The following is a 20,057-nucleotide window of genomic DNA, read 5'->3' as shown; positions in this document are numbered from 1 at the left end:
TGTCTCCACCATGTTCGGTGTTCTGGCTGCTCGCTTGACGCCCATGTCTGCCGCTCTGGAGTCGGCTCGGATCCCGCATGCGAACGGTCTGGCTGGCGCCGGCCCGGCGGCTTGATTATATGACGTTTACGTTAACGGCAATCAAGCCAGGGACACCCTGCTTGCCGCGCGGCGCGGGCTGCCATGACGAACATCCTCGCACAGTTGGCGAGACGGTGTGATGGATTCTGAGGGAGAAAACGGGCGGGGCGGCGGCATCCGCGGCGCGCGCAAGCGGCCTCGGGCTCCGTGGGCGGGCCGGGAACCGGCGCGCCCGTTGCCGGCCGGCGCGGGGCCACGTGCCCGCGCGAGCCAGCCTGCATCACGTCAGAGACCCGGCTCCGGGCATTCGCCCGCGCCGTTGCCCCGGCGCTCGGCAAACCGGCGCTTCAGCGCGCCAGTCATCCCGCCCAGCCAGCGCCACCACAGGGGGGCGGCCGACTCGGCGAGCGTGAAGCGCGCGCCTTCGCTCTCGCCCGACAGCCATACCGTCGCGCCGGCCGGCAGTGCGTACACGGCGCCCGGCAGCAGCCAGATATCGGCGTGATGGCCCTCCAGTGTCAGCCACAGGCGCCCTTCCAGCACCTTGACGCTCTGCCCTTCGGGGGCGCGCCAGCACACCGGCCGGCCGGGTTCATCCAGTTCGAAGATCCGTAGTTCGCGCATTTCGCTACTCCTTTCTGCATTGCGGTGATGTCTCGTGCCGCCCGGCCTGGCCGGTGCCGGCCCCCTCCTCCGCATGCCTTCCATTATTCACAGCGGCTACTACAATCCCATGAACAGTTGCGAACAGTTTTCCATGCACTGTTCAGTAGTTTTTCCTGACACTTTGCAAGCGCGCCCGTCATGAAGCTGACCCTAGTCCCCGCCACCGGCGTGCCCCTGACCGACCAGATCGTCAACGAGGTCAAGACCTGGATCAGCACGCGCGAGGTGCGTCCCGGCGCCCGCCTGCCGTCGATCCGCCAACTGGCGGCGGAGCACGGCATCAGCCGATTCCCGGTGATCGAGGCCTATGACCGGCTGGTGTCGCAGGGCCTGCTCGACTCCCGCCACGGCTCGGGCTTCTTCGTCGCGGACAGCCCGCTGCTGGCGCGCGCCGCCAATGGCTGGTCGGACCCGAAGCTGGCCGAGGACCTGTCGGACCATATCCTGGAGCAGTTCAATCACCCCAGCGCCACCCTCAAGCTGGCGGGCGGCTTCGTACCCGAAACCTGGCGCGACCTGGACGGGCTGACGCAGGCGATCCGCCAGGTCTCGCGCACCGACGTCTGCAGCGTGATCCATTACGCCACGCCGATGGGCCTTCCGGAACTGCGCCAGCATGTGCTGACCCGCGTGCGGCAACTTGGCATCGCCGCCGAACTGCCGCAGGTACTGATCACCACCGGCGCCAGCCAGGCGCTGGACCTGGTGGTGCGCCGCCTGCTCAAGCCAGGCGATACGGTATTCGTGGAAGACCCCGGCTACTACAACCTGTTCGGCCTGCTGCGCCTGCACGGCGTGCGGCTGGTGGGCGTGCCGCAAACCCGCAATGGCCCGGACCCGGACGCCGCGGAGGCGTTGCTCCGCGAGCACAAGCCCAAGCTGTTCTTCACCAACAGCGTGCTGCAGAACCCGACCGGCTCGACCCTGGCGCCGCCGGTGGCATTCCGCCTGCTCGAACTGGCACGGCGGCATGGCTTCCGCTTTGTCGAGGACGATATCTTCTCGGACTTCCAGACCCACTTCACCGATCGCCTGGCCACGCTGGACCAGCTCGAACATGTGATCTATATCGGTGGCTTTTCCAAGACGGTGTCGGCCTCGCTGCGGATCGGCTACCTGGTCGCCGACAAGGCGCTGGTGAAGGAACTGGTGGACGTGAAGGTGCTGACCAGCGTGGCCGGCTCGCATTTCGCGGAAGCCGTCACCACGGCCTTGCTGGAGCGGGGCGCCTATCGCAAATACATGGAGCGGCTGCGCCTGCGGGTGCGGCAGGCGACCGCCGGCGCGGTGCGGCGCCTGGGCGAGTTTGGCTGGGAGGTGTTTTGCGAACCGGCGGGGGGCAATTTCCTATGGGCACGCGCACTCGGAATCGATGATTCACGCGAACTGGTGACGCTCGCGGAGCGGCACGGCGTGACGCTGGCGCCCGGCAATTACTTCCGGCCGGGCGGCGAAACCTCGGCCTGGATCCGCATCAACTCCGCGTTTGTCGAGGAGCCACGCGCGCTGGCGTTCCTGCGGGAGGCCGGCGCGCGCGAACTGTAACGGGGGCGGCGTCAGCCGCCGTGCAGCACCGCGTTGCGGCGCGCGTAGAGGAAGTAGATGGCCAGCCCGATCGCCAGCCAGCTGGTGAACGCGATCCAGGTCAGCGCCTGCAGGTGAGCCATCAGGAACAGGCAGAAGCCCACGGACAGCAGCGGCACCACCGGCACACCGGGGCAGCGGAAAGCGCGCGGCAGGTCCGGCCGGGTCTTGCGCAGCACCAGCACCGCCACCGAGATCAGCGTGAAGGCCGACAACGTGCCGATATTGATGAGCTCCGCCAGCACGTTGAGCGGCACGAACGCCGCGATAAACGCGAACACGATGCCCACCGTCCAGGTGGCGAAGAACGGCGTGGCATGCACGGGATGCACCTTCGACAAGCGCTCCGGCAGCAGGCCGTCGCGCGACATGGCGAAGATGATGCGTGTCTGGCCGAAGGTCATCACCAGGATCACCGTGGTCATGCCCAGGATGGCGCCAAGATCGACGAAGCCCGCCACCCAGTTCTGCCCGGCATACTGCAGCGCAAGCGAGACCGGGTGATCGATGCCGGCGAACTTGGCGAAGGGCACGATGCCCGTCATGATGGCCGCAACCGTCACGTACAGCACGGTGCACACGGCCAGCGAGCCGATGATGCCGATAGGCAGGTCGCGGCGCGGGTTGCGGACTTCCTCCGCGGCCGAGGTGACGGCGTCGAAGCCAATGAAGGCGAAGAACACCAGCGCCGCCGCATTGAAGATGCCGTCCAGCCCGAAGGGCGCGAACGGATGCCAGTTGGCCGGCTTGACGTGCCACACGCCCACTGCGATGAAGAGCAGCACCACCGCGATCTTGATGGCCACCATCACGTTGTTCAGGCGCGCCGACTCGCGCACGCCGTAGGACACGATCCAGGTGATCAGCAGCATGATCACGGCAGCGGGCAGGTTGAACAGCGTCTGCGCGCCCGGCACAGCACCGGGTGCGGCGGTGAGCATGACCGGCAGGTGAATGCCGAAGCCTGCCATCAGCGACTGGAAATAGCCCGACCACCCCACCGACACCGCCGAGGTCGCTAGCCCATACTCAAGCAGCAGGTCCCAGCCGATCATCCACGCCACGATCTCGCCGAGCGTGGCGTAGCTGTAGGTGTAGATGGAGCCGGAGACGGGGATCGCGGACGCGAACTCGGCATAGCAGAGCGCGGCAAACCCGCAGGCCAGTGCGGCGATCACGAAGGACACGGTCAGCGCCGGGCCGGCCGTGAGCGCGCCGGTGCCCGTCAGCACGAAGATGCCGGTGCCGATGATGGCGCCGATTCCCATCAGGATCAGGTCAACGGGACCGAGCACTTTTTTCAGGCCGTCGTCGCGGGCAGCGGCCAGCATGGCCTCGATGTTCTTGGTGCGGAACAGACTCATCGGCGGGTACTCCTGACGCGCTGGGCGGCTTTGAAAAGCGGCGTATTTTAGCGCGGTAGGGTGGGCGGATTCGTCACTTTCGGGGTGGTCGCTGTTTCTTTGGGCGGCGATGGCTATTGCACCCAACAGCCATACGACATCCCCCCTGCGGGGGGCTGCCGGTCACTCTTCTTTGCTTCGGCAAAGAAGACTAACGAGAAGAAAGCCGACCCTGCCGGGGGCAGAGCAATAAGGCTCTCGAATATCGGTGGTTTCGTCGTACGGCCCAGAGTGCCGGCGGGCATCTGCCGGTACCGGCTTGACTGACCACGAACCTGCCAGCTTCCGGGATTGACGGTGGGGCCCCCGGTAGCGGACATCACTTGCTTCAAGCCGTCTGTCGCTCGCGGAGTGACCGGCCACGAAGTTGCAGGCGCACCGGTTCCGTCGTGGGCGCGGTGGCACCGGATTGATATGCCCGAGACCTTGACCACCGCGCCCGCCCCACCACGAAACCATTGACTGGCGATGTGTCGTGATGGCCCGTGCCGGTAACGGCAGATTGCCGAATGGGCAAGGTTCCGCTACCGGGGGCCGTACTACGAATCCCGGAAGCTGGCAGCGTCGTGGCCCGTCAAACCGGTTCCGGCAGATGCCAGCAGAACTGTGGCCGTACGACGAAACCAGCACCCCTAGCGCCCGCGATTGCTCTGCCCCCGGCAGGGTCGGCTTTCTTCTCGTTAGTCTTCTTTGCCAAAGCAAAGAAGACTAACCGGCAGCCCCCCGCAGGGGGGATGTCGTATGGCTGTTGGGTACAAGAGCCAACACCGCTCAAAGAAACACCGACCAACCCCGCAAAAAAACGTGACCCCCACCATCATCCAGCCAAAACCAAAACCCTCACTTAGCCACCGGCATCGTAAATTCCGCACCCTTGCCGATGCTGTCCGGCCAGCGCTGCATGATGCTCTTGTACCGCGTATAGAAGCGAATGCCTTCTTCACCGTAAGCATGGTGATCGCCGAACAGCGAACGCTTCCACCCGCCAAAGGAGTGCCATGCCATCGGCACCGGAATCGGCACGTTGATGCCGACCATGCCAACCTGGATCTGGCGCGAGAAAGCGCGCGCCACGCCGCCGTCGCTCGTGTAGCACGACACGCCATTGCCATACTCGTGCGCGTTGATCAGGTCCACCGCCTGGGCAAAGTCATGCACCCGCACCACCGACAACACCGGCCCGAAGATCTCTTCCTTGTAGATCGTCATGTCCGGCGTGACATTGTCGAACAGCGTGCCGCCGACATAGAAGCCATCTTCATGCCCTTCGACCTTGTGGCCGCGGCCATCGGTCACCAGCTTCGCACCTTCTTCCACGCCCTTGGCGATATAGCCTTCCACCTTGGCCTTGTGCGCGGCGGTCACCAGCGGACCCATCTCGGCATCGGCTTCCATGCCGTTGCGGATCTTCAGCGACTGCGCGCGTTCGGCCAGGCGCGGGACCAGCTTGTCGGCGACGTCGCCCACCGCCACGGCTACGGAGATCGCCATGCAGCGTTCGCCCGCCGAGCCATAGGCCGCGCCGATCAGCGCGTCCACCGCCTGGTCGAGGTCGGCGTCGGGCATCACCACCAGGTGGTTCTTGGCGCCGCCCAGGGCCTGCACGCGCTTGCCGTGCTTCGTGCCCTCGGTATAGATGTACTCGGCAATCGGGGTCGAGCCGACAAAGGACAGCGCCTGCACATCCTTGTGCGCCAGCAGCGCGTCGACGGCTTCCTTGCCGCCCTGCACCACGTTGAACACGCCGTCCGGCAGGCCGGCCTGCTTGAGCAGGTCGGCGATCAGCAGCGAGGGCGAGGGATCGCGCTCGGACGGCTTGAGCACGAAGGTGTTGCCGCAGGCCAGCGCCACCGGGAACATCCACATCGGCACCATCACGGGGAAGTTGAACGGCGTGATGCCGGCCACCACGCCCAGCGGCTGGCGCAGGTTCCAGTTGTCGATGCCGCCGCCGATGTTGTCGGTGAAGTCGGTCTTGAGCAGGTTGGGAATGCCGCAGGCGAATTCCACCACCTCGATGCCGCGGGTGACTTCGCCCTTGGCGTCCGAGAACACCTTGCCGTGCTCGCGCGTGATCAGCGCGGCGAGGTCGTCATGGTGGCGGTCGAGCAGCTCCTTGAACTTGAACAGGATGCGGGCGCGCTTGAGCGGCGCGGTCTCGGACCAGGCCGGGAAGGCCGCGTGCGCGGCGGCTACCGCGGCATCCACGTCCTGCGCGGAGCCTAGCGCCACGCGCCCGGCCACCGCGCCGGTGGCGGGGTTGAATACGTCGGCATAACGGTCCGACGAGGCGGCGCGCACGGTGCCGCCGATGTAATGCGCGATGTCGGCGATCTGCCGGTTTTCTGCGATGTTCACGTCAGTGTTCCTTGTGTTGTTCCTGCCATGCGTGCGTACTTACTGCACGTCTTGCAGGACCTTCTTCACGGTGTCGAACATTTCGCCGATCTGCTCTTCCGTGATGATCAACGGCGGCGAGAAGGCGAGGATATCGCCGGTGTAGCGCACCAGCACGCCGCGTTCCAGGCATTTGAGGAAGGCCTCGTAGCCGCGCGCGCCGGGCTGGCCGGGACGCGGCTCCAGTTCGATGCCGGCCACCATGCCGAGGTTGCGGATGTCCTTCACGTGGGGGGCGCCGCGCACAGCGTGCACAGCGGCTTCAAATTTGGGCGCCAGTTCGGCGGCACGGCCGAACAGGTTCTCGTTCTTGTAGATATCCAGCGTGGCGATGGCCGCGGCCGCTGCCAGCGGATGGCCGGAATAGGTGTAGCCGTGCAGGAACTCGATCGCGCCCGGCGCGGCGGAGTTGACCACGGTGTCGTGCACTTCGCGCCTGACCGCCACCGCGCCCATCGGCACGGCCGCATTGTTGATGGCCTTGGCCATCGTGATCAGGTCCGGCGTGACCTTGAAGCGCTCGGCGGCGGTGGCCGCGCCCAGGCGGCCGAAGGCGGTGATGACTTCGTCGAAGATCAGCAGGATGCCGTGCTTGCTGGTGATCTCGCGCAGCTTTTCGAGATAGCCCACCGGCGGCACCAGCACGCCGGCCGAACCGGCCAGCGGCTCGACGATCACGGCAGCCACGTTCGACGGATCGTGCAAGGCCAGGATGCGCTCCAGGTCCTCGGCCAGGTGCCCGCCCCATTGCGGCTGGCCCTTGGAGTAGGCAGCCTCGGCAATATTGAGCGTGGCCGGCAGGTGGTCCGTGCCAGGCATCAGGTTGGCCGAGAAGACCTTGCGGTTGCCGCCGATGCCGCCCACCGCCATGCCGCCGAAGCCCACGCCGTGATAGCCGCGCTCGCGGCCGATAAAGCGGGTGCGCTGGCCTTCGCCGCGCGCGCGATGGTACGCCAGCGCGATCTTCAGCGCGGTGTCGACCGATTCCGAACCCGAGTTGGTGAAGAAGATGCGGTCCAGCCCGGACGGCATGATGGCGGCCAGCTTGGTGGCGGCCTCGAATGTCAGCGGGTGGCTCATCTGGAATGGCGGCGCATAGTCCAGGGTCTGCACCTGGCGCGCGACCGCTTCCGAGATCTCCTTGCGGCAGTGGCCGGCGGCCACGCACCACAGGCCGGCGCAACCGTCGAGGATCTGGCGGCCGTCATGCGAGGTGTAGTACATGCCGCTGGCCGAGGCGAGCAGGCGCGGCGCCGCCTTGTACTGGCGGTTGGCGGTAAACGGCATCCACAGGGCATCGAGATCGGGGATCACGGTCTTGGCGGCATCCATACGTCCTCCTCAGGGCATTGGCTCGGGCGGCGGCGGTTGCGCCGCACCGGGGTTGTCGAGTGATTCTGGCGAATGCGGCCACTGTAGCGGCCCGGCCCGGCTTAAAGAATATACGGTCGGCAAAACATCACCTGACCGTACAGTTAAGACTATGACAACTGTACAGAATTCAAAAGGCGCGCTACATGCCGGCTTGCCGCCATGCCCGGCCCTGGCGCGCCCCGCGGCGCGCAATCCCGCCCCGGAAGCCATGTTCGCGCTGCGGTGCCGCAATGCCGCGCGGGACGAAGACGCTTCCCATCGCACCACTACGGCCACTAAACTGTACAGGTTGATTCTGACATATGACGCATGCTAAACCTTGAACTGGTCCGCAGCCGGCGCAGCGGGGACACCCTGACCGAACAGATCGTGGCCGGCATCGCCAGCCTGATCGACCGGCGCGTGCTGCGCGCCGGCGTGGCGCTGCCCTCGGTGCGGCGGTTCGCCCAGCAACACGGCGTCAGCACCTTCACCGTGGCCGAGGCCTACGGCCGCCTGACCGCGCTGGGCTACCTCGGCGCGCGCGCGGGTTCCGGCTATACGGTGGCGCACCGCCACGCGCCGGCCGGCCAGGCGCCAGCGGCGCGCTGGGAGGCACCGGGGCTGAATGCCGCCTGGCTGTTGTCGGACGTCTTCGCCGACCATTCGGTGCCCATCAAGGCGGGCGCGGGCTGGCTGCCCGGCGACTGGCTCAACGAGGAGGGACTGCACCAGGCCATGCGCGCCGCGGCGCGGGTGCCCGCGGCGCAGGTCTCGGGCTATGGCCATCCTTACGGCTTTGGCGCGCTGCGCGAGCATATCGCCGCCGGCCTCAGCCAGTACGGCATGCCAGTCCAGGCCCAGCAGGTAGTGCTGACCCAGGGCGCCACGCAGGCGCTGGACCTGGTGGTGCGCACCTTGCTGCGGCCGGGCGACACGGTGCTGGTGGAAGACCCGTGCTACTGCAACCTGCTGCAGATCCTGCGCCTGGCCGGGCTGCAGGTGATCGGCGTGCGCCGCACCGCCAGCGGGCTGGACACCGACGCGCTCGACCACGCCATCAGGAGCCATGCACCGCGTGCCCTGTTCGTCAACACCGTGCTGCAGAATCCCACCGGCGGCACGCTTACCAGCATGAACGCGCACCGCGTGCTGCAACTGGCCGAGCAATACCGGCTGCTGGTCGTGGAGGACGATATCTACCGCGAACTGGCGCCCGCCGGCTCGCCCATGCTGGCGGCCATGGACGGCCTCTCGCACGTGATCTACATCAACGGTTTTTCCAAGACCATCACGCCGTCGCTGCGGGTGGGCTACCTGGCAGCCAGCCCCGATCTGGCCAAGGCGCTGGCCCGCACCAAGATGGCGGTGGGGCTGACGTCATCGGAAGTGACGGAACGGCTCGTGTATTCGGTGCTGACCAGCGGCCACTACGGCCGCCACGTGGCGGCGCTGGCCGAACGGCTGCGCGCCCAGCAGGACCGGATCACGGAGAAGATGGAAGCGCACGGGCTGGAAGTGCTGCTGCGCCCGGAAGGCGGCATGTTTGCCTGGGCACGGATGCGCCCGCGAGACGGGAACGAGCAGGCCGCCCTGTCAGGCAACCGGCTGGCAACGCTGGCACTGGAGCACGGCATCTGGCTGGCACCGGGCTCCTACTTCGAGCCGGAAGAAGGCGACTCGCCCTGGATACGGTTCAATGTCGCGACCACCGACGCGCCCGCGCTATGGCGCTTTTTCGACACGCTGCGCGGCGCGGATAGCCGGGGGGCGGAGACCGGACTTCCCGAGCCGGCCTCGCGCGCCGCGCGCAATCCGCGTGCCGGCATGGTCAAGCTGGCCTGAGCGCCGGCCCGGGCCAGCCGCCGTTGCCGGTTCAGAAGCGATAACGCATGTAACCCGTGTAAAAACCGCTACCCGGATTGGGCTGCTTGATACCGGCATTGGAGACATGCTGGTAGCGGAAGCCGGCTTCGTAAGCAGTCTTGGGGCCGAATGCCATGCCTACGCCGATCATGTCGGAGAACTGGAACAGGCTGCCGGAGCGGTGCTCGTCGGAGGTGGCCTTGTGGCTCATCATGCGCACGCCTACCGAAGCTTCCAGGAAGGGGACCAGCGAGCCGCCGCGCTTTTCCAGGCGAAAGATCGGCGAAAAACCGAACTCGGTCACATTCTGGGCATTGGTGCCGCTGCGGGCATTCCATTCGGCCAGTTCGGCCTCCCACTGCAGCTTGACCAGCCAGCCCTGCGGGTTGCCCCAGGCAAAGCCTGAATCCCAGTTGACGCCGATTTCGTACTTGTTGATGTTGTGGCCAGGATCGCGGCCGAAGGCCACGTGCACCCCGGGATCGGCATGCGCCAGCGCGCTGGTACCAAGGGCAGCCACGGCGCCAAGCGCCTTGATATGCGTTACAAGCCGGTGGGCAAGGCCGGCGTTCTTCTTATCTCTGGTCATGTACATGGTGGGTGGTGAATACCGCGAAGAATGGCAAGTCCTAGCGAAAACCTTGCCACCTCCCAGCGGCAAGGCCGACCACCCGTACTCAGGACCAGAGGCGTTCCACCACCCAGCTCGCGGTCACGCAGATCGCGAGCCAGGCGCTCATGCATCCGGCAATAAATCGGTAAGTCATGTCAATTTCCGCAACAAACGCCTGGGGACAAGCGAATAATTCCGGAATTATACATCCATCCATGAATGTATGTTGAGGGCTGACGCGGATTCGGCTAGGACCTGACTTAATGGTCAGGGATTATGCGCCTCCGGGCGGCGTAATGCTTGCGGTACCAAAGCCCTGTTGCCGCGCCGCGTCAACCCTCCTGGCCTGTGGTGCCCGGCGGCACCCGCCTCTCACCCCACCGTTGCGTATTCCAGCGTCTTTGGCGTCTTCACGATCACCTCGGGGCGTTCGCCCACCACCACCGTATCGTCCAGCCGGAAGCCCCCCAATCCGTAGACATAGATGCCGGGCTCGGCCGAGTACACCTCGCCCGGCAACAGCGCCCGCGTATTGAAGGCCATGTCTTCCGGGTACTCGTGCAGCATCAGGCCGACCGCGTGGCCTGTGCGGTGAAAGATGTACTCGCCCAGGCCCGCGCGCTCGATCACGGCCTGTGCCGCAGCGTCCATATCGCAGACGCGGCGTCCGGTCACCGCGGCCGCTACCGCGGCATCGGTGGCTTCGGCGGCGACCTCGTAGCAATGTGCCTGGCGCGCATCCGGCCTGCCGCAGAACCAGGTGCGTTCGTTCTCGACGTAGTAGCCATTCAGGCGCGGCAGGATCAGGTTGACGATAGTGTCGCCGGCCGCGATGCGCGCCCCGCACGCGGCGCCGTCGCCATGCGGCGACGCCGAGGCGGGCCCCGTCAGTGTCCAGCACTTGAGAATGTCGAAATCCTCGCCGGGGAAACGGCGCGCCGCTTCCTCCACCATCAGCGCCGACATGGCGTGGTCCAGCTCCTGCACCAGCCGGCCTGCGCGGATATTCTCGCGATAGCGGTCCTGCACCCAGTCGGTCAGCGCCCCCAGTTCACGCATCACCTGCAGTTCCTCGGCATGCTTGACCCAGCGCATGCCGCGCATCTCGGCCAGGGCCGGGCGCAAAGTAAGCTCGGGCAGGTAGCGCTGCGCCGCCGCCAGGATCGGGTGCGCCACATCGACGGCAATGCGCGAACCGCCCAGCCCGTGCGCGGCCAGCAGCGACGCCACCACCTCGGGCAACTGTGGCGCCAGCGCCAGCCGCCGCGCGACGCGCGGATGCTCGGCATAGTAGGTCACATCGCGCAGCCAGACCTTCTCCTTTTCCGCGCACAAGCGCATATGGTTGGTGGATAGCTCGTTCATCACCGCGAAGGGCTCGCCATTGCGCGGCACGAACACAAATACGGGGCGTTCCCACGGCCAGACATCAAGCTGGAAATTGGTGGCGAACTGGAAGAAGTCCGGGGTGGCGAATACCAGCGCGTCAACGCGGAGGCGGTCCATCAGCGCGTGCATCATGGACAGTCGGTAGTCGCGCACGGCGGTCGTGATCTGGGGCATGTCTTGTCTCCTTGAAAGTCGGTGCGGTAAAGCCAGGCGTGGTGCGGATGCGTGGTGCGGATCAAAGGGCGATGCCGAGCTTGCGGATCAGCGGGCCCCAGGCCTGCGCGTCGCGCTGCATATAGCGCTGCACTTCGTCAGGCGGGCCCTTGATCGGCTCCAGGAACTGGTTGGCCAGCTTGTCCTTGAACGCGGGCTCGTCCATGGCCGCATCGATGTCGGCATTGATCTTGCGCACCAGCGGCGCCGGCGTGCCGGACCTGGCGACGATGGCGTACCAGCCCGGCACCGCCACGTCGTAGCCAAGCTCCTTGAATGTGGGCACATCGGGCAGCGCCGCCAGGCGCCGCTCGCCGGTCACCGCCAGCGGCACCAGCTTCTTGCCGGTGATATAGGGCTGCACGCCCGCCAGCACGTTCATCATCGCCGGGGTCTCGCCCGACATCAGGCTGGTCGATCCGCCGGCGCCGTTGAACGGCACATGCTGCAGCTTGATGCCGGCGCGCTCGGCCACCAGTTCCATGGCCAGATGCGTGGAATTGCCGATGCCACCGGAGGCATAGCTGATGCCGCCCGGCCGCGCCTTGGCCAGCCGCACGAACTCCGCGAAGCTGGTGGCATGCATGGCCGGCGCCACCACCAGCACGAAGGGCGAGTTCGCCAGCATCGCCACGCCGGCCAGGTCGCGCTGCGGCACATAGGGCAGCGAGGGATACAGGAAGGGATTGAAAGCCAGGTTGGAAACGCCGGCGAAAAACAGCGTGTAGCCGTCGGCCGGTTGTTGCAGCACGTAGTTGATCGCCAGTACGCCATTGGCGCCTGGCCTGTTTTCCACCACCACGCTGCGCCCCCAGCGCTTGCCAAGCGCTTCAGCCAATGCGCGCGCAAGCACATCGTTGCCGGTTCCGCCGGCCTGCGGCACCACGAGCCGCACGGGGCGCTGCGGCCACGCCTCCGCCCAGCCGGCGGCGCCGTATGACATTCCCGCCACGGCTAGCGCGGCGCCCACTATCAGCGTTCGTCTCTTCACATCGTTCTCCTCTCGAATCCCCTGGACGCGCCTCATGACGGACCCATCCGGTTTACTGTACCATGTGGTACACGCAAAAGAAAACAGGACCGGCACAGGGCCTGCCATCGCGGCAAGAGCCGGTGAGAAAGCTTGAAGGGGAAGCGGAGACGCATTGCCGCGGCAGCGGCAACAACTGCTGCGCGGCGCCGTGATGGCGCCGCGTCGGGATCAGGCTTCGTGGCCGGGCTTTGCGCCCGCCGCCCTGGGCGCGTTCTGCATGCGCGCGAAATACTTCAGCGCGGCGGTGGTGCCCTTGCGATCGCCCGTGGTGACGAGATCCAGCAGCAGCCCGCGCATCGTGGCCACCTCGACTCGGGCACGCAGCTTCGCCTCGCTGGTGCTCAACCCGAGCTGCTTGTGAAAGCGCTCGGTCAGCGCGCCGGTCCAGCTGCCGATCACGTCATCGAGGAAGACATGGAAGCGCTCGCGATCGCGAATGGCGCGCCCGTAGATCTCGAACAGCAACTGGATGATGGGGAGGTAGTTGTCCGCCGAGTAGCGCGCCCAGGCCACTTCCAGCGCCCGCGCGGGATCGGCCTCGCTGGCGGCCAGGCTGGCGCGCGCATCCAGTTCGGCATGGCGGATGCGGCGCAGCACCGCTTCCCAGAACTGGTCGCCGGAGCCGAAGTAGTAGATCAGCATGCGGTGGCTGGTACCGACCGCTTCGGCGATATTGCGCAGCGACAGGTCGCCGATGCCGTGCTCCAGCACATGACGCACGGCGGCGTCCAGCAACTGGATGGCCTGGTCGCTGGTGGCGCGGCTTTCGGCAAGCGTATCGGCGGCGGGGTTCTTGCGGGGCGGCATGGATGGGTGAGACGCGATCGGTCGGGCACGGGTGCGAAGACAGCGAGTGTAAGCCAGGCCGGCGCGTCATGCATCCACCTCCTGCCGCGCGTCCGGCGCGCTCAGCCTGCGCCCAGCAGGAAGGGCAACGTCTCCTCCAGCAGCAACGCCGGCGCTTCCTCGGCGATGTAATGCCCGCAAGGCAGGCTCTTGCCATCCACGCTGCGCGCCACCTTGCGCCACTCTTCCAGCGGCGCGAAGCAGCGGCCCACGGCGCCCTGCTCGCCCCACAGCGCCAGCATGCTGCACTCGACCTTGCGCCCCGCGGCCAGGTCGGCGCGGTCGTGATCGAGATCGACCGAGGCGCTGGCGCGGTAGTCCTCGCACAAGCCGTGCGCCGCGCCGGGCAGGCTGAGGCAGCGCAGATACTCGGCCATGGCCGCCGGCGTGAACGGCGCCAGCCCGGCGCTGCGGCTGCCCATGGTGTTACGCAGGTAGAGCGCCGGATCGGCCTCGATCAGCGTCTCGGGAAACGGCGCGGGCCGGATCAGGAAGAACCAGTGGTAGTACGCCAGCGCGAACTGCAGGTTGGTCTGCTCGTACATCGCCAGCGTGGGCGCGATATCGAGCGTGACCAGCCGCCGCACGGCATCCGGATGGTCCAGCGCCATGCGGTGGGCCACGCGCGCACCCCGATCGTGCGCCATCACCAGGAAGCGCTCGAAGCCCAGCGCGCGCATCACCGCCACCTGGTCCTGCGCCATGCTGCGCTTGCTGTAGTTGGCATGGTCGGGCAGCCCGGCGGGCTTGCCGCTGTCGCCGTAACCGCGCAGGTCGGTGGCGACCACGGTGAAATGCCGGGCCAGCGCGCCGGCCACCTTGTGCCAGATCACATGCGTTTGCGGATGGCCGTGCAGCAGCAGCAAGGCCGGGCCCTGGCCGCCGACGAAGGCGTTGATCTCGACTTCGCCGCAGCGGATGCGGCGCGGGGTGAAACCTTCGAACACAATCGGTCCTCCTTCAGGCGGACAGCCGCGCCATGGTCTTGGCGGCGACGTCCTGCAGCCAGGGCTGCGCATGGTGATGCCGCCGCGCGAACCCGGCGATCCGCGACGACTGTGCCAGCGTCGCGCCGATCATGTCCAGGCCCTGGCGGAACAGGGTGCGATGGCGCTCGGCCAGCGTGAAGCCGGCGCGCACGGCGCCCGCGCTCACCGTCATGGCCGCGAGGTCGATCTCGATCCGGACCGGCGCCTCGCGCGACACCTCGACCATCAGCGCATCCACTTCGGCCTGCGGCAGCATCACCAGCAGCAGGCGGTTGTTGATCGCATTCGAATAAAAAATCTCGCCAAAGCTCGGCGCGATCACCGCGCGGATGCCGAATTGCTGCAGGCCCCACACCGCGTGCTCGCGGCTCGAACCACAGCCGAAGTTGGGGCCCGCCACCAGCACGCCCGCGCCCCGGTAGCGTGGCTGGTTGAGCACGAACTCCCGGCGCGGCGCGCCCTGCGCGTCGAAGCGCATATCGTAGAGCAGGCCACGGTCCAGCCCGGCCTTGTCGATGATGCGCAGGAACTGCTTGGGCATGATCTGGTCGGTGTCGAGATTGCCGATGGGCAGGGGCGCGCCGAGGGCGGCGATCAGATCGGCATCAGGGTCAGGCATCGAATCAGGCATCGGTATGCTCCAGGCGGCGTACATCGGTGATGCAGCCGGTCAGCGCGGCGGCGGCGGCCATCGCGGGACTCATCAGGTGGGTGCGCCCGGCGCGCCCCTGGCGTCCCTCGAAATTGCGGTTGGTGGTGGAGGCGCAGCGCTCGCCCGGCGCGAGCACGTCGTCATTCATGGCCAGGCACATGGAGCAGCCGGGCTTGCGCCACTCGAAGCCGGCATCGAGCAGTACCCGCGCAATGCCTTCGTCCTCGGCCTGCCGGCGCACCGCGCCCGAGCCGGGCACCACCATCGCGCGCACGCCTTCGGCCACCTTGCGCCCGCGCACGATGGCGGCCACCGCGCGCAGGTCTTCGATGCGGCCGTTGGTGCACGAGCCGATAAACACGCGCTGCACCGGCAAGCCCTCGAGCGAGGCGCCCGCCTGCAGGCCGATGTAGCCGAGCGCCTTGGCGGCGGCGCTGCGCGCCGTTTCGTCGGCCGCTTCCTCCACCAGTGGGACGCGCGCGTCGATGGGGATGGCCTGGTCGGGACTGGTGCCCCAGCTCACATAGGGCGCGACGTTGCCGGCGTCGAATCCCAGCTCGCTATCGAAGCGCGCATCCGCATCCGAACGCAGATCGCGCCAGCACGCCAGCGCGCGCTCGCGCATCGTTGCGTCGATATCCGCTGCGCGTGCCAGCACGTAGTCGATGGCGCGCGCATCCGGTGCGATCAGCGCGCCGCGCGCGCCGGCTTCCACCGTCATATTGCAAAGCGTCATGCGCGCCTCGATGGTGAGCGCATCGATGGCACTGCCGGCAAATTCCACCACATAGCCGCGCGCGCCCTGGGCGCCGATGCGGCTGATGATGTGCAGGATCAGGTCCTTCGCGGTGACGCCGCGCGGCAGCATGCCGTCCACGCGGATACGCATGTCCTTCGCCACGCGGTAGACCAGCGTCTGCGTGGCCAGCACATGCTCCACCTCCGACGTGCCGATGCCGAAGCCGAGCGCGCCCAGCGCGCCGTAGGTGGTGGTATGGCTGTCGCCGCACAGCACCACCATGCCGGGCCGGATCATGCCGTGCTCGGGCGCGATCACGTGCTCGATGCCCTGCAGGGCATAGTCGGTGTCGAACAGGGGTATGCCGTGCTGCACGCAGTTGCGCTTGAGATTGCGCGCCTGCAGCGCCGAGGCGGGGTCTTGTATGCGGCGCGGGCTTTCCGCATGAGTGGGGATGACATGGTCCACCACCGCCACCTGCTGGCCAGGCGACGGCACGCCCCGGCCCTGCGCGGCCAGCCCGGCGAATGCCTGCGGGCTGGTGTACTCGTTCATCAGGTGCAGATCCGCGTAGAGCAGCACGTGATCGGCGTCGAGCGCGGCCACGGTATGCGAATCCACCAGCTTGCGATAGAAGGTAAGGCCTGACATGGGGCTCTGCCTGCGTTGAATGGCGTTGAATTGGGTTGAAGAGTATCGAGAGACCAGTTTAACCATTGAACCCATCGCTATAATTTCATCTACAGACTTTCATTCAGTCGCCAGATTCACCAATCCCCGGCCTAACCGCATCGTTCCGCATCGTGGACAACTTCTCGGACCTAGCCTTCTTCGTCACCCTGGTCAAGCGCGGCAGCCTGGCCGGCGCGGCCCAGCAATCCGGCATCACGCCATCGGCGGCCAGCAAGCGGCTGACGGCGCTGGAAGCGCGCCTTGGCGTGCGCCTGCTCAACCGCACCACGCGCCGCCTGAGCGTGACGCAGGAGGGCGAGGCTTACCTCGCGCAGGGCGCGCGCATCCTGGCCGAACTGGAGGAACTGGAACAGGGCCTGGGCGGCAGCCGGGTAGCGCCGCGCGGGCTGCTGCGGGTCAACGCCACGCTCGGCTTCGGCCGGCGTCACGTGGCGCCGGCAGTGGGCGCCTTCCTGCTGGCCTGCCCGGAGGTGGAGGTGCAGCTTGAACTGACCGACCGGCCGCTCAACCTGGCCGAAGCCGGCTTCGATGTCGGCATCCGCGTGGGCGACCTGCCCGATGCGCGCCTCGCCGCCAGGCCTCTTGCCCACAATCGCCGGCTGCTGTGCGCATCGCCGCGCTACCTGGCCAGCCACGGCGCGCCGGGCTCGCCGCGCGAACTGCAGCAGCACCGCTGCATCGTGATCCGGGAAAGCGATGCCACCTACGGCACCTGGCAACTGCGCTCGGCGAGCCGACAGGAGACCGTCAAGGTGCGCGGGCCGGCCAGCACCAACGACGGCGAAGTGGCGCTCGGCTGGGCCTTGCAAGGCCACGGCATCCTGATGCGCTCCGAATGGGAGGTGGCGCCGATGCTCCGGTCCGGGCGGCTGCGGCAAGTGCTGCCCGACTGGGAAACGCCGCCCGCCGACGTATTCGCGGTATTCCTCACGCGCGACCACCTCACGGCCAAGGTGCGCGCCTTCGTCGATTTCCTGGCGGAGCACTTCGCGGCGCACCGCGTGCAGGGCGCGCCTTATAGCGGGTGGTAGCCGCCCGCCGCTAGCCGCGCAGGAATGCCAGCGCCAGCCCGGCGGCGCCGCAAGCGAGGATGACGGGGATCACCCCGGCCTTGAAGCGGAACAGCGCCACCGCCGCGGCCAGCCCGATCAGGGCCGAAGGCCAGTCGAAGCGCCCGTGCAGCCCGGCGGGCCACAGCACGTGATAGGCGAAGAACACCGCCAGGTTGACGATCACGCCCACCACCGCCGCCGTGATGGCGGTCAGCGGCGCGGTGAACTTCAGGTTGCCGTGCGTGCTTTCCACGAACGGGCCGCCCAGCAGGATGAACAGGAAGGACGGCAGGAAGGTGAAGAAGGTCACCACCGTTGCCGCCGCCATGGCCGATGCCACCGCCGCATCGGCGCCGAGCACGGTATGCGTCCAGCCGCCGACAAAGCCAACGAAGGCCACCACCATGATGAGCGGTCCGGGCGTGGTTTCCCCCAGCGCCAGCCCGTCGATCATCTGCGGCGCGGTAAGCCAGTGGTAATGCTCGACCGCGCCCTGGTAGACGTACGGCAGCACCGCATAGGCGCCGCCGAAAGTCATCAGCGCGGCCTTGGTGAAAAACCAGCCCATTTGCGTCAGCGTGCCCTGCCAGCCGTAGCGCCATGCCAGCGCGCCGGTCGCCAGGGCCCAGATCGCCAGGAAAACCGCCAGCACCCGCGCGAATCGCTTCCAGGTGAAAACGGCATGCGCCGGCGTGGGCGTGTGGTCGTCCAGCAACGCGGGCCCGAAGCCGGCCTTGCCCGCGCCATGCCCGCCGCCGCTGGTGAAGCGCGCCGGCGCGAACCGGCCGCCCACATGGCCGATCACGCCCGCGGCCAGCACAATGGCGGGGAACGGCAACCCGAGCGCGAAGATCGCGACGAACGAGGCCGCCGCGATCGCCCACAGCCAGCTGTTCTTCAGCGCCCGCGAGCCGATCCGCCAGGCGGCGGACACCACGATGGCCGTCACCGCCGGCTTGATGCCGTACAGCACGCCCGCCACCGCCGGCACCTCGCCAAAGCGCATGTAGATCCACGACAGCAGCATCAGGATCAGCAGCGAAGGCAGCACGAACAGCCCGCCGGCGATCACCCCGCCCCAGGTGCGGTGCATCAGCCAGCCGATATAGGTCGCCAGTTGCTGCGCTTCCGGGCCGGGCAGCACCATGCAGTAGTTGAGCGCGTGCAGGAAGCGGCTCTCGGAGATCCAGCGGCGCCGCTCGACCAGGTCCTCATGCATGATGGCGATCTGCCCGGCGGGCCCGCCGAAGCTGATAAAGCCCAGCTTGAGCCAGTACCAGAAGGCCTGGCGCAAGGTAATGGCGGCGGGGGCGACGGCGTCTGGCGTGGTGCTAGTTGCTTGCATGAGTGCGGTTCTTGGGATGGTTCGCCAGCGGCAGGTCGGGCGCATAAGATAGCAGAGACTTGTGTCAGCAACCCACACCGCCGTCAGGGATGAGGCGGCTTTGCAACGCCGGGACTGATACCCTTGCGACACCCCCAAGGAAAGCCATGCATAGCAACGACCTGTCCCGCTGGACCCACAGCCACGTATTCGACACCGGCAACCGCGCCGCCGAGCGTGGCACCCGCCTGGTGATGCTGATCACCGCCGTCACCATGGTCGCCGAAATCGCCGCCGGCCTGTGGTTCAACTCGATGGCCTTGCTGGCCGACGGCTGGCACATGAGCTCGCACGCGCTGGCGATCGGGCTCACCGCCTTCGCCTACGCCGCGGCGCGCCGCTATGCCGCGGACAAGCGCTTTGCCTTCGGCGCGTGGAAGATCGAAGTGCTGGCCGGCTTTGCCAGCGCGATCTTCCTGCTCGGCGTGGCCGCGCTGATGGTGTTCGGCTCGGTCGAGCGGCTGTTCAGCCCGCAGGCCATCCACTACCGCGAAGCCATGGCGGTGACCATCGTCGGATTGCTGGTCAACCTCGGCTGCGCGCTGATCCTCGGTGGCGCCCATCATGATCACGGCCACGGCCACGGCCACGACCACGCCCATGATCACGGGCACGATCACGGCAAACATCACGACCTCAACCTGCGCTCCGCCTACCTCCACGTGCTGGCCGACGCCGCCACCTCGGTGCTGGCGGTGCTGGCGCTGGCCGGCGGCTGGTGGCTCGGCCTGGGCTGGCTCGACCCGGTGATGGGGCTGGTGGGCGCCGCGCTGGTCGGCCACTGGGCACTGGGCCTGCTCAGGCAGACCGGCACGGTGCTGCTCGACCGCGAGATGGATCACCCGGTGGTGGAGGAAGTGCGCGAGGTGCTGGCCGGCTTCGACCAGGGCCCCGAAGGCACGCGCGTGACGGACCTGCACGTATGGCGCGTGGGCAAGCAGAAATTCGCCGTCATCGCCAGCCTGGTCACGCACGACGCCGCGCTGACACCCGCGCGCGTCAGGCAGGCGCTGTCGGTCCACGAAGAACTGGTGCACGTGACGGTGGAGATCCACCGCTGCGATCATGACGGCGCCACCGCGGCGCACCGGCACGCATGACCCA

16 protein-coding genes are annotated in these 20,057 nt (G+C 67.3%); 4 read left to right on the top strand and 12 right to left on the bottom strand.

Annotated features, from left to right (window positions below; translation table 11 throughout):
* Positions 1 to 366: 366 nt before the first annotated feature.
* Positions 367 to 705, bottom strand: coding sequence for a DUF2917 domain-containing protein (locus AC1DS6_RS28275; protein WP_441630680.1), 339 nt, complete (start codon positions 703 to 705; stop codon positions 367 to 369).
* A 180-nt stretch (positions 706 to 885) separates the two neighbouring features.
* On the opposite strand from AC1DS6_RS28275, the gene AC1DS6_RS28270 reads away from it, so the two are divergent.
* A complete protein-coding gene (locus tag AC1DS6_RS28270; protein ID WP_441630679.1) occupies positions 886 to 2,292 on the top strand; it encodes an aminotransferase-like domain-containing protein in 1,407 nt (468 codons plus the stop codon).
* A gap of 11 nt (positions 2,293 to 2,303) precedes the next feature.
* Here the strand turns inward: AC1DS6_RS28270 and AC1DS6_RS28265 are convergent, their stop codons facing one another.
* From AC1DS6_RS28265 to aptA, 3 genes are all read right to left on the bottom strand, one after another.
* On the bottom strand, positions 2,304 to 3,695 hold the full coding sequence (locus AC1DS6_RS28265; protein ID WP_441630677.1) for an amino acid permease: 1,392 nt from the start codon (positions 3,693 to 3,695) through the stop codon (positions 2,304 to 2,306).
* An 879-nt stretch (positions 3,696 to 4,574) separates the two neighbouring features.
* On the bottom strand, positions 4,575 to 6,092 hold the full coding sequence (locus AC1DS6_RS28260; RefSeq protein WP_035869886.1) for a CoA-acylating methylmalonate-semialdehyde dehydrogenase: 1,518 nt from the start codon (positions 6,090 to 6,092) through the stop codon (positions 4,575 to 4,577).
* Positions 6,093 to 6,131: 39 nt separating this feature from the next.
* Positions 6,132 to 7,463, bottom strand: coding sequence for an omega-aminotransferase AptA (gene aptA, locus AC1DS6_RS28255; protein ID WP_441630675.1), 1,332 nt, complete (start codon positions 7,461 to 7,463; stop codon positions 6,132 to 6,134).
* Positions 7,464 to 7,814: 351 nt separating this feature from the next.
* Here aptA and AC1DS6_RS28250 point away from each other — a divergent pair, with 351 nt between their 5' ends.
* Positions 7,815 to 9,329, top strand: coding sequence for an aminotransferase-like domain-containing protein (locus AC1DS6_RS28250; protein WP_441630673.1), 1,515 nt, complete (start codon positions 7,815 to 7,817; stop codon positions 9,327 to 9,329).
* Between the two features lie 31 nt (positions 9,330 to 9,360).
* On the opposite strand, the gene AC1DS6_RS28245 is transcribed toward AC1DS6_RS28250, so the two are convergent.
* The 7 genes from AC1DS6_RS28245 to leuC all read right to left on the bottom strand — a co-directional run bounded on the left by AC1DS6_RS28245 (position 9,361) and on the right by leuC (position 16,475).
* Positions 9,361 to 9,939, bottom strand: a complete 579-nt coding sequence (locus AC1DS6_RS28245) for an acyloxyacyl hydrolase (protein ID WP_052685852.1) — start codon at positions 9,937 to 9,939, stop codon at positions 9,361 to 9,363.
* 396 nt (positions 9,940 to 10,335) lie between these two features.
* A complete protein-coding gene (locus AC1DS6_RS28240) occupies positions 10,336 to 11,526 on the bottom strand; it encodes a M24 family metallopeptidase (RefSeq protein WP_441630671.1) in 1,191 nt (396 codons plus the stop codon).
* Between the two features lie 61 nt (positions 11,527 to 11,587).
* Positions 11,588 to 12,556 carry a Bug family tripartite tricarboxylate transporter substrate binding protein gene (locus tag AC1DS6_RS28235; RefSeq protein ID WP_441630669.1) on the bottom strand — a complete coding sequence of 323 codons (969 nt, stop codon included), beginning with the start codon at positions 12,554 to 12,556 and terminating at the stop codon, positions 11,588 to 11,590.
* 210 nt (positions 12,557 to 12,766) lie between these two features.
* Positions 12,767 to 13,405 carry a TetR/AcrR family transcriptional regulator gene (locus tag AC1DS6_RS28230; RefSeq protein ID WP_035869903.1) on the bottom strand — a complete coding sequence of 213 codons (639 nt, stop codon included), beginning with the start codon at positions 13,403 to 13,405 and terminating at the stop codon, positions 12,767 to 12,769.
* Positions 13,406 to 13,506: 101 nt separating this feature from the next.
* Positions 13,507 to 14,391, bottom strand: coding sequence for an alpha/beta fold hydrolase (locus tag AC1DS6_RS28225; protein ID WP_441630667.1), 885 nt, complete (start codon positions 14,389 to 14,391; stop codon positions 13,507 to 13,509).
* 13 nt (positions 14,392 to 14,404) lie between these two features.
* The gene (gene leuD / locus AC1DS6_RS28220) at positions 14,405 to 15,064 is read right to left on the bottom strand and encodes a 3-isopropylmalate dehydratase small subunit (protein ID WP_441630665.1); all 660 of its coding nucleotides are present in this window, start codon (positions 15,062 to 15,064) and stop codon (positions 14,405 to 14,407) included.
* Positions 15,057 to 16,475 (bottom strand): 3-isopropylmalate dehydratase large subunit, encoded by a 1,419-nt coding sequence (gene leuC, locus AC1DS6_RS28215; RefSeq protein ID WP_441630663.1) that lies wholly within the window; start codon positions 16,473 to 16,475, stop codon positions 15,057 to 15,059. Before leuC ends, leuD begins: the two co-directional genes overlap by 8 nt.
* A 152-nt stretch (positions 16,476 to 16,627) precedes the next feature.
* Between leuC and AC1DS6_RS28210 the strand changes: the two genes are divergently transcribed.
* Entirely contained in the window at positions 16,628 to 17,548 is a 921-nt protein-coding gene (locus AC1DS6_RS28210) for a LysR family transcriptional regulator (protein ID WP_441630661.1), read from the top strand.
* A gap of 10 nt (positions 17,549 to 17,558) precedes the next feature.
* Here AC1DS6_RS28210 and chrA read toward each other — a convergent pair whose 3' ends face one another.
* Positions 17,559 to 18,914: a chromate efflux transporter gene (gene chrA, locus AC1DS6_RS28205; protein WP_441630659.1), complete on the bottom strand. Its 1,356-nt coding sequence runs from the start codon at positions 18,912 to 18,914 to the stop codon at positions 17,559 to 17,561.
* Positions 18,915 to 19,060: 146 nt separating this feature from the next.
* Here chrA and dmeF point away from each other — a divergent pair, with 146 nt between their 5' ends.
* The gene (dmeF, locus tag AC1DS6_RS28200; protein WP_441630657.1) at positions 19,061 to 20,053 is read left to right on the top strand and encodes a CDF family Co(II)/Ni(II) efflux transporter DmeF; all 993 of its coding nucleotides are present in this window, start codon (positions 19,061 to 19,063) and stop codon (positions 20,051 to 20,053) included.
* Positions 20,054 to 20,057: the final 4 nt, after the last annotated feature.

It is taken from the genome of Cupriavidus sp. 05L310, from assembly GCF_056398185.1.
This window is presented reverse-complemented; position numbering and strand designations above follow the sequence as displayed.